This is a genomic window from Paenibacillus durus (genome assembly GCF_000756615.1).
Taxonomy (GTDB): Bacteria; Bacillota; Bacilli; order Paenibacillales; family Paenibacillaceae; genus Paenibacillus_AQ; species Paenibacillus_AQ durus.
The window spans coordinates 1,692,080-1,704,535 of record NZ_CP009288.1; the positions used below are offsets into that span (position 1 = coordinate 1,692,080).

The window sequence follows — 12,456 nt, forward strand, 5'->3', positions numbered from 1 at the left end:
GGAGGGAAGACTCTATGGACTTGGCTAATAAGCTTGTTAAAGAAACAACGACCATGGCTGTATACAGACGGTTATATGATCTGGTGCTGAGCGGGAGATTTCAGCCGGGTGAATGGATCAGGGAACGCGAGCTGAAGGAGATGCTGGGTGTAAGCAGCACGCCGATTCGTGAAGCGATGCGCATGCTGGTGCAGGAACGCATTCTGGAATCTGTTCCCCATCACGGCGTTCGGGTCAAGGAGCTGTCGGTGAAAGAGCTGAAGGATTTATATGAGCTTCGCGCCGAACTGGAGGGAATGGCGGCCCGGCTTGCCGCCGAGCGGGGAAGCAGCACGCATTTCAAGCAGATGGAGAATCTCCTGAATCTTGAGCAGGCTCATGGCGGGAATACCGGCCACGCCACGGATGCCATTGAATTAAATAACCGGTTTCACGATCTGGTTGTAGAGGCCGGCGGGAATCTCGCGCTGAAGAGCACCCTGCATCATTTGCGTGCGGGAATTAGCTGGATACAGGTGATGGCATGGAACCGGAATAAAGAACGCCATGCGCTTACCGACCACCAGCATCGCGGGATTTGGGAGGCGCTTGTGAACAGGGACCCTCAGCTTGCCCAGGCCAGAATGCATGAGCATATATGGGATACGATCAGCTTAATGCTAAAATCGCGGCAAGAAGACGCAAGTGAGCAAGCGGGAGAATAGTATCAAGCAGATAGAACGAAGTCAGACATGTACCAAGACCAGGAGTTTCGGCTTATGGTCCTCGTGTACATGTTTTTTTGTTGTTGACATTCATATTCTTTATCTGGAGATACATAATTGATATTTAACATTATATATAATATATTTTAAAATTTAAATAAGTATACGATGACAATTCATCGTTGCGAAAAAGAAGGTATACCGAGACGAATCGGGTCCCTAACCAACGAGGAGGAATGACATGGGCACTACCATAATCAAACCGGTGGCTAAAAAGAAACTGTTGTTCGTTGCAGGACTTGGCTGGCTCTTTGATGCAATGGATGTGGGCATTATCGCATTCATTGGTGCAGCTCTAATGAAAGATTGGAATTTGTTGCCCCAGCAGGTAGGATTGATCGGGAGCGTCAATTCTTTAGGAATGATGGTCGGCGCTCTGTTAGCAGGAATATTTGCCGATCGTGTTGGGCGTAAGCCGATATTATTGGCTACCGTGTTACTGTTTTCTCTTGCCAGTGGCTTCTCCGCGTTAGCAACCACATTCACGGTATTTCTTATTCTCCGTTTTTTTATCGGTTTAGGACTGGGAGGAGAGCTTCCCGTATCAAGCACGTTAGTATCTGAAAGCATTCCCGAGAAGCATTCCGGCCGAACCATCGTTTTGTTAGATACCTTTTGGGTTGCCGGATGGATTCTGGCGGCGGTTATATCCTATTTTGTAATACCTAAATTTGGGTGGCAGTCGGCTTTGCTGATTTGCGCGTTACCAGCCCTCTATACCGTATATTTAAGGCGGGAGATTCCGGATTCACCATCGTTTCGGCAACCAAGGAAAAAGAAGCCTTCCATTAAAGAAAATATGAAAGCCATCTGGTCGAGTAAATATGCCAAATCCACGATCATGCTTTGGCTCTTATGGTTCTGTGTCTTCTTCGCCTACTATGGCATGTTTCTATGGCTGCCGTCAGTGATGGTTCTGAAAGGCTTTGCTCTGGTCAAAAGCTTTGGATACGTTCTTATTATGACGCTGGCTCAATTACCCGGCTTACTAAGCGCTGCCTGGTTGATTGATAAAGTGGGACGCAAGTTCGTTATTATCACCTACTTAATCATGGCAGCCCTTTGCGGCTATTTCTTCGGCACTGCAGATTCGCTGTCTATGCTTATGATATGCGGTATTCTCCTTTCCTTCTTCAATGTAGGAGCAATAGGCACCATTTGGGCCTATACCCCGGAGCAATATGAGTCTAAAATTCGTTCAACCGGTACTGGAATGGCTTCGGCTATTGGACGTATAGGCGGGATTTTAGGGCCGCTGATGCTTGGGTATCTTATAGCGGCAGAGGTTACCTTCGGTACTATCTTTGCTATATTTTGCAGCTTTATTGTCATCGGTGCTCTCAGTGTACTTCTTCTGGGCAAAGAGACTCGTCCTGCATTGAACATGGATGAAGGTGAGACATCTCTGGATCAAGCGTTGTAAGCTTCAATACAAAAGGCCATGTTTCTACATTTGTAGACTCATGGCCTTTTTATATTTCTGCTCGCTACGTATAAACTTTACAGCTAGACAACCTCTTTGAAGGTCCAGTTCTCCTGATTCAAATGAATCCCCTTTTTCAATAAATTCTCTTTATTGCAGGTTAAATAGTAGTTGATTTTATTCAGTTGAATATTCTCCGATAACGGAATACTGACCATTTCGTTATTTTTGATTTCCTTCTCAAGAATCATGGGGGGAAGAAAGCTGATTCCGTGCTGTTCATGGATCAAGCTTTTGATCACTTCAACCTGGTTCGAATAAAGCTTCTTTTTAAAATTCAGATCCGTTAAATCCGCGATGCTGTTCTTGTAGGGCTCATAGAATATGATATTCTCTTCTTCCATGCATGTGAAGTTCTCCAGCAAGGGCTGATTCGACAGCGGGTGATCAGCCGGGAGAATCAGGTTGAACTCCTCGGAGCCAAGCGGATAGCTCTGATAGCAGGTGTTCATCATTAAATCGGTTGTAAAGGCGACGTCCACTACATTATCAACCAGTGCTTTCAAAATGCTGGAAGATTCCAGGAAGATCAAATGGATATTCAAATGCTCGTTCAGATTGGAAAGATCCTGAATAACATTATAGATGAGAGGGTGGCTGAGGGGAACCGAGCTTCCGATCGACAACGAGGTAGTATGGGTAATTTCCTGCTTGGCCATCTTGAGCGTATCAATGACAGATTGGGCATGAGGAAGGAACCTCTCTCCCGCACGTGTAAGCTGAACATTTCGTTTTCCTGACTTTCCTCTGGCAAAAAGCTCTTGACCGAGCTCATCCTCCAACTGATTGATGCGGTTGGTTACGGTTGGTTGAGGGACGTAAAGATGCTTGGCCGCCTCTGTAAAATTACCGTATTTACACACGATGATGAAAGTCTCCAGATGCACGATGTTCATGGTCAAGAATTCCCCCCTGATAACACAATGTGAAAATATTAGTAACACGGGTTACAACCTGCAAATCCTTCACAACAGCCTCGAAACCTTCTTCTATGTAACAATATATATCATATATAATATTTAGTCCATGATTTATTCATATTTTTATCGGATAAAATGCTTGTTGCGTCATAATAAGTGACATTAATCATATCTTTTTGTCAGAAAACCCTACCTAACATGCTTATTATTTATTTGGAAATAAGGGATTCATATTTAACATTATATATAATGCATTTTATAATCCCCTTAACAGAGAATATTAAAATTTAATCTATTTCTTTTAAAATGTGAGTGTCGTCCGACACCTTCATATACATCCTAAGATAAAAAACAACTACAGGAGGATTGCGATAAGAAAGGGAGTGAGAAGCTTTGAACCAACCCGGCGAATATACAGAATTGCTTTCTCTTCTTCGTGCAAAATCAGTTGCCCGGGTTAAAGACGGATACGACTTTGTTGTTAAAAAAATTCCGGATTCGGATAACGAAGGCGAGCTTGATCCGAGAGTGTTAAGTGTACAACAGCAGCAGCAGAGTAAAGCTTCGGCCGAAGAGCGCGAACCGGAATCTGCGGACCTTGGTGCATTTGAAAAGCTTGCCCTCCGGATGAGATCCGGCATGCTGGGCTCGGGCAGCAAGGATATTACCCGCACGGATATCGTGCAGTCGAAGCTTTCCATTAACGGAACGAACGGCAGCATCCCCATCCGTATATATAGGCCCGGGAACAGGCAGCAATTGCCAGCCATCGTGTTTTTTCATGGAGGGGCATTTGTCGGTGGGACCGTGGACGGCATGGAAAATGCATGTAAAGCTCTATCGGAGAAGGCCGGCGCCGTTGTCGTCTCCGTGGATTACAGGCTTGCTCCCGAGCATCCGTTCCCGGCCGGATTCGTCGATTGTCTCGATGCGGTGTATTGGACCTGGCGCAGTGCCGAACAACTTGGCGTAAACGCAAACCAAATCACGGTAGCGGGCGACAGCGCCGGAGCAAATTTCGCAGCCGCCTGCGCCCTGAAGGACAAGGAGTCAGGGACGGAAGTGATCAAGTACCAGGCGCTGATTTATCCCGTCGTCAATAATGCCGAAGCCGTTACAGACGATTTCAGTTGGAGCATTGAGGAGTATGTCATTAACCGGCATCACGAGTTTATCATGCCAGGTCTTCAGGAGATCAAGGGCAATCTTGAAGTCATCAGGCAGGTATACGCGAGAAATTTGGACGCATCCATCCCCTACATCTCCCCATTATTAGCGGAACAGTTGGACGGTCTGCCGGAAGCTCTGATCCTGACAGCCGAATACGATTATTTGAGGCTGGAAGCTGAAGCCTATGCAAGAAAGCTGTCAAGATACGGGGTCAAGACGAGGCTGATCCAATATAACGGAACCAATCACGGTTTCCTGGACAAGCTCGGACTGTACCCTCAAGCGGAGGATTGTCTCGATGAAATTGCCGAAGGAATCAGAAAATACTTCGAACTTAATTGAACAATAAGGAGTAGTGATCGGGAATGACGAAGAAAGTTGGATTGGTAATATTGTCCCTCATGCTGATGTTTGCTTTGGCCGCATGCGGCGGAAACTCCACGAATTCCGCTCAGCAATCTGAAGCCCCGGATTCCAGCAGCGCTCCGGCAGGGGCGGCATCGGACGAACTGACTCCTGAACCTGGCGCCAAGCTTATATTCTGGCACCCCAAGACTCCTTTCTCTGAATATGCGGTACAAGAATTCGAGAAAAAATACAACATTCCCGTGACGCTTCAAGATGTCGGTTACGACGCGATCCTGAATAAATATAAAGCCGATGGCCCGGCCGGAAAAGGCGCCGACGTCTTTGTCCTTGGCAGCCTTGATTTGGGAGATGCCGTGAAATCGGGCAGTGTGCTGCCAAATGATTATTTTGAAGAAGATACCAAAAATATGATGCTTGAAGAGGCGATCCAGTCGTTTACGTGGGACGGTATTCTCTACGGTTACCCCAGCTATGCTTATTTGCCCGCCATATTCATCAACAAGGATTTGGTGAAGGATGCCAAATTTGAAACTTGGGATGACATTAAAGCTTTTGCGAAACAGTTTAACGATGTCAAAAACAATAAATTCGGATTTTTCTTTGAAGCTAACTCCAAGGACAGCGCTTATCCGTTTATGGCTGCGGAGGGCGGTTATTATTTCGGCAAAGACGGAACGGACGCGAACGATATTGGCATCAATAACGAGGGCGCGGTTAAAGGGTTGGAATATTTCCAGAGCCTGAAAGAAATTTTACCTTTAAAAGCAGCCGATGCGTCCGGTGACGTTAAGACCAGCCTCTGGGAACAAGGTAAAATCGCCATGATTATGGATGGAACGTGGAACAGCGGAAGATTCAAGCAGCTTCCTTTCAAAGTAGAGTCCATGCCGCTGCCCAACCTGCCGGACGGAAAAATGGCTCCGGTAATGACCGGCGTCGGCGGATTCTTCGTCGGGTCTTATACGCAATATCCGAACGCCGCCAAGCTGTTCGCCAACTTCCTGATGTCGGAAGAAATGCAGATGAAAATTAATGAAGTCACCGGATTTCTTCCTTTGGCCAAAAACCTGCAAAATGAAGAGCTGTACAAGGATGATCCGGTTACCCTGGGCTTCATCCGCCAATTGAAGCAATCGCATTTTTACCCGATTATTCCTGAAATGAAGGTTCTGGCGTACAACGATACCATATTCACGCCAGCCATTGAACAAATATGGGACGGTGCCGACGTCAAAACGTCATTGGATAAAGCCGCACAGAGCTTGAAGGATTCGATTGCCGGAAGTCAGTAACGATACGGATGGCTTATACGCTTGGTTAGCAGTAAATTCCCCCCGGCAGAAGCTAGCCGGGGGTATCCATTACGATTTTTAAAGGAGTTGGCTACATGTACGAGCACCGCAAGACGCTGGAAGGGGTATATCAGCCTCACAAGGTTGTCGAACATCGTAAGGTTGCGGCGGTCTTGTCTGTTCTTCTCATGGGTCTTGGCCAATTATATAACCGCCAATACGGGAAAGGGATTATGCTCCTGATCTTCTCCTCTCTCGGGATCTATACGGCGGTTACCCGGCTTCCGCATGCCGTTTGGGGTATTGTTACGCTGGGCGAAAAAGAAAGGCACCTGGAAAAAGTAGGGAAAATATACAAGCAAGTTATGGGCGATCATTCCATCTTCCTTCTGGTCGAAGGACTGATTACCATATTCTTGTTGATTGTGTTTGCTTGGATCTATTTTTTGAACATTAAAGATGCGTATCGTACCGGAAAAATCAGAGAAGAAGGCGGAGCAACGAGCACGTTCGTACAAAGCCTGAAATACGTTGCCGAATACCGGTTCCCGCAAATCGCGATTTCCATCCCCATGCTGGGGATACTGTTCTTCACCATTATGCCGATTATATTCATGATATTGCTGGCTTTTACGAATTACACGATCAACAATCAGCCGCCCGCTCATTTGATTGATTGGCAGGGCTTCAAGACCTTTAAAGATATTTTCGTCATCAAGTCATGGAGCCATACCTTGTATTCGGTGGCGCTGTGGACATTTGTATGGGCGCTGCTGACCACGCTGACCAGCTTTATCGGCGGATTTGCCGTTGCTCTTGTGGTGCAGCGCAAAGAGGTGCGTTTGAAATCATTCTGGAGGACGCTTTTCATTCTGCCCTACGCCATTCCAGCGTTTGTTTCAACTTTGATTCTGAAGAACATTTTCAACGGCCAGTTCGGTCCGATCAATCAATATTTGAAAATGCTGGGACTTCCCGTCGTACCCTGGCTTTCCGACCCGACGATGGCGAAAATAACGCTGGTGATTGTGAACTTCTGGCTCAGCTTCCCGGTGATGATGCTGATGATTATCGGAATCCTGTCCACCATTCCAAGCGATATGTATGAAGCGGCCGATATCGATGGAGCAAGCGGCTTCCAAAAGCTTCGGCTGATTACGTATCCGGCTGTTATGTTCTCGATGGCGCCGCTGCTTGTCATGCAGTTCGTCGGCAACATTAACAATTTCAACCTGATCTTTCTCCTCACCGGAGGAAAGCCCGGCAGCTCGGATTTCAGATTCGCCGGCCATACCGATATATTGATTACCTGGATCTATAAACTGACCATTGATCAGGGCCAATACAATTTTGCTTCGGTTATTGGAATTTTTATCTTCATTATATTGTCGTTCTTTGCCGTCTGGAGCATACGCAATACGAAAGCGTTCAAGGAAGAGGAGGTTAAATAAATGGATGGTGTAAAACCGAAAAAAATCGTCAGCATCACATCTGTTTATACCTTTCTTATCATCGTTGGCATCATCTCCATCTATCCCGCCATTTGGGTCATCCTGTCCTCATTGCGCCTTGGGGGCTCGTTATTCAGCGAGACGCTGGTTCCCCGGCAGGTAACGTTCATTCACTACAAGGAATTGTTCGCCAAATACGATTTCGGGCTCTGGTATTTGAATTCGCTCAAAATTTCCGTAATCAGCACGATTTTTATGACGATTCTGATTTTGCTGACCGGATATATATTCTCCACCTTCCGTTTCGGCGGCCGTAAAACCTTGATGAGCACCTTGCTTGTTCTCGGGCTGTTCCCCTCTTTCATGAGCATGATCGCCGTTTACATCTTGCTGAACATGATGAATCTGCTGGACACGCATCTGGCCGTCATCATCGTCTATGTGGCAGGCTCGCCGGTGTTCTTCCTGTTTGCCAAAAGCTACTTCGATACGATCCCTAAAGGGCTCGTTGAAGCCGCCCGTATCGATGGAGCGAATCATCTGGGTGTTTTTTTCCGTATCGTCGCACCGTTGTCAACGCCTATGGTCGTGTATATGGCGCTTCTTAGTTTTACAGGCACATTCACGGATTTTATTTTTGCGAGACTGGTATTAAGCTCAACCGAGACGAAGACGCTTGCTGTCGGGCTGTACGATATGATCACCACCAATTTTTCGAACGACTTTACGGTGTTCGCTGCCGGATGCGTATTGATCGCCATACCGATCACGCTCTTGTTTATAATCATGCAGCGCTTTCTGGTGGACGGTCTGACTGCAGGCGGCGAAAAGGGCTGAACCGCTGGAGTCCCGGTATATCTAACATTCATCAACTTTATCGGAACATAAGCAATTGATATTTAACAATATATATTATATATAATATAGTTTTTTTAGGGACAGGAAGCCGAACCCGGACAGGCAAGGAGTGAATACAAATGACGCAGCAGCCCGACAAGCTAGTTAAAGAAACAACAGCCATGGCCGTCTATAAAAGATTGTTTGACTACGTAATGAGCGGCCAGTTTGAACCGGGTATATGGATCAGGGAGCGCCAGCTCAAGGAGATGCTTGGTGTCAGCAGTACACCGATCAGGGAAGCGTTGAGAATGCTTGTACAGGAGCAGGTGCTTGAATTGGTCCCCCATCACGGCGTCCGTATCAAAGAATACTCTACGAAAGAAATCCAGGATTATTACGAGCTTCGCGCCGAGCTTGAGGGTCTTGCTGCGGAGCTCGCGGCCGAGCGGGGAAGCAAGCTTATGTTCGGCAAGATGGAGGAGATTCTCTACCTGCACCGGACATTTGAGACGGAACGCTCCGATGAAGCGGTTGAGCTAAATAACCAGTTCCATGATCTCATCGTGGAGGCCAGCGGAAATCTCTCGTTAAAAAATACGCTCCAGCATTTAAGAGTGGGGATTAACTGGATTCAAGTCATGGCATGGAGCCGCAATAAGGACCGGCATTTCAGCACCTTCCATCAGCACCAGGGCGTTCTGGATGCGTTGATGGCCCGGAACCCGAAGCTGGCCCGTTCCCGGATGCAGGAGCATGTATGGGATTCCATTAAACTCATCATAGATCCGCCAGGCACGCTGCAAATGGCAGGAGAACTTCGAAAAAGTTAAACGGATGGTACGGAAGGGAGAGGTGACGCATCTATGGAGACGCCTAAGAACGAAGTGAAGACAGACGTATGCATTGTTGGAGCCGGTCCTGCCGGAATGCTGCTCGGCTTGCTGCTCGCCAAACAGGGAATTAACGTGATCGTACTGGAGAAGAATGCGGACTTTCACAGGGAATATCGCGGGGAAATTACCCAGCCGCGTTTTGTCCAGATGATGAAGCAGCTTAACCTGCTTGACTATATCGAGAGCCACGACCATGTGAAGATCAATGAAGTGGTTGTATTCCACGATCATAAGGAAATCATGCAGCTTTCCTTTGATACCTTAATTGATGAGGAGAGCTACTGTGCCAGACTGACCCAGCCGACGATGCTTGCAGCCCTCTTGGAGAAGGCACGGCACTACCCGAACTTTAAGCTCCTGTTTAATACGAAAGTGAAAGACCTGATTAAAGACGGCGACAAAATCATCGGCGTTCATGCGGTGAGAACAGCAGGGGATTCTACAAACGCGGAGGAGCTGGCGGAGGAAGGGGAATTCGATATTCGCGCGGCGGTAACGGTAGCCGTGGACGGCCGGAATTCAACGATGGAAAAGCTCGCCGGCTTCGAGCTGGACCTCGACTATTATGTGAATGACCTGCTGTGGTTCTCTTTTGAGAAACCGGAGTCATGGGACTATAACATTTACCACTTCTACTTCCAGAAAAACTACAATTATCTTTTCCTGCCCAAGCTGGGCGGACTCATCCAATGCGGAATTTCGCTCACAAGGGGCGAGTTTCAGAAAATCAAGGAAGAAGGCATTGAAGCCTTCAAAAGCCGGATTCTCGAAGACCTGCCCATTCTTAAACCTTATGTGGAGCCGATGGAAGACTTCAAGTCCTTTGTTCTCTTGTTATGCAAAATGCGGTATGTCAAGGACTGGGCCAAGGACGGCTGCCTGCTGATCGGCGATGCCGCCCACTGCGTCACTCCCTGGGGAGCGGTTGGCAGCACACTAGCGATGGGGACCGCAATTATTGCGGCGGATGTGATTTATAAAGGGTTCCGTACCGGCGACCTGTCGCTTGAAACGCTGAAGCAGGTTCAGGCCAGACGCAAGGACGAGGTGAAGATGATTCAGAATCTTCAGGTAACTCTGGAAAGATTCCTGACCCGGGAGCCCGTCAAGAAGGATCTGGCCCCTCATATTTTCAGCATTTGCACCAAGCTCCCGGACATCACGGATACGTACAAGCGCCTTTATACGCGAGAGAAGCCGCTCGACATTGATCCATCGTTTGTTTTTGCCGACTAACCGCCGAAAGGGAGAGCCGCTTATGTTCATTACAAAATATGACGAGCATCTGCACATTGTCAACCAATACCATCATTCCGTTCAGGCCGGACAGGTTGCGCGCCGCTGGGGAAATGGGCAATTCCGGCGTCCGGATCATTTTGAGTCGATGTGTTTGGCCGTCGAGAAGCATGACATCGGCTGGGTGGAGTCGGACACGAAAATACTGTTCAACCCGGAAACCGGACAACCCGTTCCATTCTTAAGCGTCAACCTGCTCCAGCATGTCGAGTTCTACGGCAAGGGATATGAGCAGGTCAGGGACGAAGACCCGTATGCCGGACTGCTCGTGGGCATGCACTGGATCGGTCTGTACACCAACCGGTTCGGGTATGATCCGTCGTTTACATTTAAAATTCCAGGTGAACTGGCCTCGCTTATTGACGAGAATACGATCAGACAGCAGAAGGAATGGGTCGATCTGAAGATGGCCCTGTGGAACCGCGCGGAGCGAAGAAGTCTGTTTGAAGATAACCTGTGGATGAACTATGAATTGGTACAGATGATGGACCGCTTGTCCCAGTACGTATCTATGCTTACTCAGGACACGAAGGAGAAGTGGGTTCTTGGTCCGGTTCGCCGGACGCTTGGTTCCGAGGGTGAAATGATTACGGTTCAGGGGCAGGGGGACGGCCGTGTTGCCGTCGATCCGTTCCCGTTCGATTCGGTTGTGGAAACGACTGTGCTGCGGCGCAAAATTCCCGATACCCGCTACGCTTCGCATGAGGAGCTTTATAAAGTGATGGAGAAGGCCGAGACCGAGGAGGTTGTCTGGAAGCTGGTTCCGGCAGAAGCTTGAGCATGGATTCCATACCGGACCTGCATATATATCGGCATTTTGCAAGTTTGTCTGACCTGCGGTTGTAAATGACAAGGAGGGAAATGGCATGGCCAAAATTTTAATTCATCTTACACATGGACCTGAAGCGCCGACTCAGGCCGATCGGGCGTTTCTTATCGCCAAGACCGCCATTCAGGAAGGACATTTCGTCTCTATGTTTCTTGCAGGGAGCGCCGTTCAGCTTCTGCGCGACGACATCCTGGACAGCGTGATCGGAGTGGGAGACGGCGTGACGACAGTACGCGAATCCTATGATGCAATTATTCAAGGCGGAGGGGCCATTTATCTCTCCCGGATATCCTGCGGAGCGCGGGGGATGACGGAGAAGGAGCTAAGCGGCAAGCAGGCCCAGCTTGCGGAACCGAATGTGCTGGTGCGTCTGACCGTCGATCATGACCGGGTTATTACCTACGGATAAGGAGGATTGCTCATGGCGCGAATCTGGGACAACTATCTGGATGAACGGGACAAGAGGGTATATGCGAAGGCCGGTCTTGGCCATGCGATGGGCATCGGCAGCCGTCCGGCCCTGATTATTGTAGATGTGCAGTACGGATTCACAGGAGATTCACCGGAGAGTATCGAGGAATCCATTCAGAAATATCCGACAAGCTGCGGGGAAAGCAGTTGGGAAGCAATTGCCCATATCAAGGAACTGCTCACGGCCGCAAGGCAGGCAGGAATTCCGGTGTTCTTCACGATTATTGAGGGCAGCAGGTCCGCGCCGAATGACCGGATTGCCATTAAAGGCAACATTTTTGATCACCCCGAGCTGCTTGAAGGCGCAAAGGGAGCGCAGGTGGTCAGCGAGCTTGAACCGCAGTACGGCGAAATCGTCATCTCCAAAAAGAAGCCGAGCGCGTTCTTCGGAACGCCGCTGATGTCATACCTGACAGCCCGTCATGTCGATTCGGTCATCGTGACGGGTTGTACGACAAGCGGCTGTGTGCGCGCTTCTGTCATTGATGCCTTTTCCAACAACTTCAAAGTCATTGTGCCGGAGGAATGCGCGTTTGACCGCGGCATTGCCTCTCATGCGATCAATCTCTTCGATATGCAGCAGAAATATGCGGATGTCGTGCCGGTAGCCGAAGTAATCGCGGAACTGAAACCATTGAGCGTTTAATAGGACAAGCAGCCGTTAACCAATAAACTTGG

General features: G+C 48.4%; 12 protein-coding genes. 11 read left to right on the forward strand and 1 reads right to left on the reverse strand.

The window, feature by feature from the left end; all coding sequences use genetic code 11:
• The first annotated feature begins 14 nt into the window (after positions 1-14).
• Positions 15-704, forward strand: a complete 690-nt coding sequence (locus tag PDUR_RS07685) for a GntR family transcriptional regulator (RefSeq protein WP_042205760.1) — start codon at positions 15-17, stop codon at positions 702-704.
• A gap of 241 nt (positions 705-945) precedes the next feature.
• The gene (locus tag PDUR_RS07690; RefSeq protein WP_042205761.1) at positions 946-2,187 is read left to right on the forward strand and encodes an MFS transporter; all 1,242 of its coding nucleotides are present in this window, start codon (positions 946-948) and stop codon (positions 2,185-2,187) included.
• A gap of 83 nt (positions 2,188-2,270) precedes the next feature.
• Here the strand turns inward: PDUR_RS07690 and PDUR_RS07695 are convergent, their stop codons facing one another.
• On the reverse strand, positions 2,271-3,143 hold the full coding sequence (locus PDUR_RS07695; RefSeq protein ID WP_042205762.1) for a LysR family transcriptional regulator: 873 nt from the start codon (positions 3,141-3,143) through the stop codon (positions 2,271-2,273).
• Positions 3,144-3,560: 417 nt separating this feature from the next.
• On the opposite strand from PDUR_RS07695, the gene PDUR_RS07700 reads away from it, so the two are divergent.
• The 9 genes from PDUR_RS07700 (at position 3,561) to PDUR_RS07740 (ending at position 12,424) form a co-directional block, all read left to right on the forward strand.
• Entirely contained in the window at positions 3,561-4,679 is a 1,119-nt protein-coding gene (locus PDUR_RS07700; protein ID WP_042205763.1) for an alpha/beta hydrolase, read from the forward strand.
• A 23-nt stretch (positions 4,680-4,702) separates the two neighbouring features.
• Positions 4,703-5,998: a sugar ABC transporter substrate-binding protein gene (locus PDUR_RS07705; protein ID WP_042205764.1), complete on the forward strand. Its 1,296-nt coding sequence runs from the start codon at positions 4,703-4,705 to the stop codon at positions 5,996-5,998.
• Between the two features lie 95 nt (positions 5,999-6,093).
• Positions 6,094-7,449 (forward strand): carbohydrate ABC transporter permease, encoded by a 1,356-nt coding sequence (locus PDUR_RS07710; protein WP_042205765.1) that lies wholly within the window; start codon positions 6,094-6,096, stop codon positions 7,447-7,449.
• Positions 7,450-8,286, forward strand: coding sequence for a sugar ABC transporter permease (locus PDUR_RS07715; RefSeq protein WP_042205766.1), 837 nt, complete (start codon positions 7,450-7,452; stop codon positions 8,284-8,286).
• A gap of 140 nt (positions 8,287-8,426) precedes the next feature.
• Positions 8,427-9,119: a GntR family transcriptional regulator gene (locus PDUR_RS07720; RefSeq protein WP_042205767.1), complete on the forward strand. Its 693-nt coding sequence runs from the start codon at positions 8,427-8,429 to the stop codon at positions 9,117-9,119.
• Positions 9,120-9,152: 33 nt separating this feature from the next.
• The gene (locus tag PDUR_RS07725; protein WP_042205768.1) at positions 9,153-10,418 is read left to right on the forward strand and encodes an FAD-dependent monooxygenase; all 1,266 of its coding nucleotides are present in this window, start codon (positions 9,153-9,155) and stop codon (positions 10,416-10,418) included.
• Between the two features lie 22 nt (positions 10,419-10,440).
• Positions 10,441-11,256: a DUF3891 family protein gene (locus PDUR_RS07730; protein ID WP_042205769.1), complete on the forward strand. Its 816-nt coding sequence runs from the start codon at positions 10,441-10,443 to the stop codon at positions 11,254-11,256.
• Between the two features lie 88 nt (positions 11,257-11,344).
• Entirely contained in the window at positions 11,345-11,716 is a 372-nt protein-coding gene (locus PDUR_RS07735; protein ID WP_042205770.1) for a DsrE family protein, read from the forward strand.
• Positions 11,717-11,728: 12 nt separating this feature from the next.
• Complete coding sequence (locus PDUR_RS07740; protein WP_025688392.1) at positions 11,729-12,424, forward strand: isochorismatase family protein; 696 nt, start codon at positions 11,729-11,731, stop codon at positions 12,422-12,424.
• Positions 12,425-12,456 lie beyond the last annotated feature (32 nt).

What these genes read in the sequence shown, in the direction of transcription:
- PDUR_RS07705 (WP_042205764.1), top strand. Translation starts at nt 4,703, where the DNA reads ATGACGAAGAAAGTTGGATTGGTAATATTGTCCCTCATGCTGATGTTT.
- PDUR_RS07710 (WP_042205765.1), top strand. Translation starts at nt 6,094, where the DNA reads ATGTACGAGCACCGCAAGACGCTGGAAGGGGTATATCAGCCTCACAAG.
- PDUR_RS07735 (WP_042205770.1), top strand. Translation starts at nt 11,345, where the DNA reads ATGGCCAAAATTTTAATTCATCTTACACATGGACCTGAAGCGCCGACT.
- PDUR_RS07725 (WP_042205768.1), top strand. Translation starts at nt 9,153, where the DNA reads ATGGAGACGCCTAAGAACGAAGTGAAGACAGACGTATGCATTGTTGGA.
- PDUR_RS07715 (WP_042205766.1), top strand. Translation starts at nt 7,450, where the DNA reads ATGGATGGTGTAAAACCGAAAAAAATCGTCAGCATCACATCTGTTTAT.
- PDUR_RS07690 (WP_042205761.1), top strand. Translation starts at nt 946, where the DNA reads ATGGGCACTACCATAATCAAACCGGTGGCTAAAAAGAAACTGTTGTTC.
- PDUR_RS07740 (WP_025688392.1), top strand. Translation starts at nt 11,729, where the DNA reads ATGGCGCGAATCTGGGACAACTATCTGGATGAACGGGACAAGAGGGTA.
- PDUR_RS07720 (WP_042205767.1), top strand. Translation starts at nt 8,427, where the DNA reads ATGACGCAGCAGCCCGACAAGCTAGTTAAAGAAACAACAGCCATGGCC.
- PDUR_RS07685 (WP_042205760.1), top strand. Translation starts at nt 15, where the DNA reads ATGGACTTGGCTAATAAGCTTGTTAAAGAAACAACGACCATGGCTGTA.
- PDUR_RS07730 (WP_042205769.1), top strand. Translation starts at nt 10,441, where the DNA reads ATGTTCATTACAAAATATGACGAGCATCTGCACATTGTCAACCAATAC.
- PDUR_RS07695 (WP_042205762.1), bottom strand. Translation starts at nt 3,143, where the DNA reads ATGAACATCGTGCATCTGGAGACTTTCATCATCGTGTGTAAATACGGT.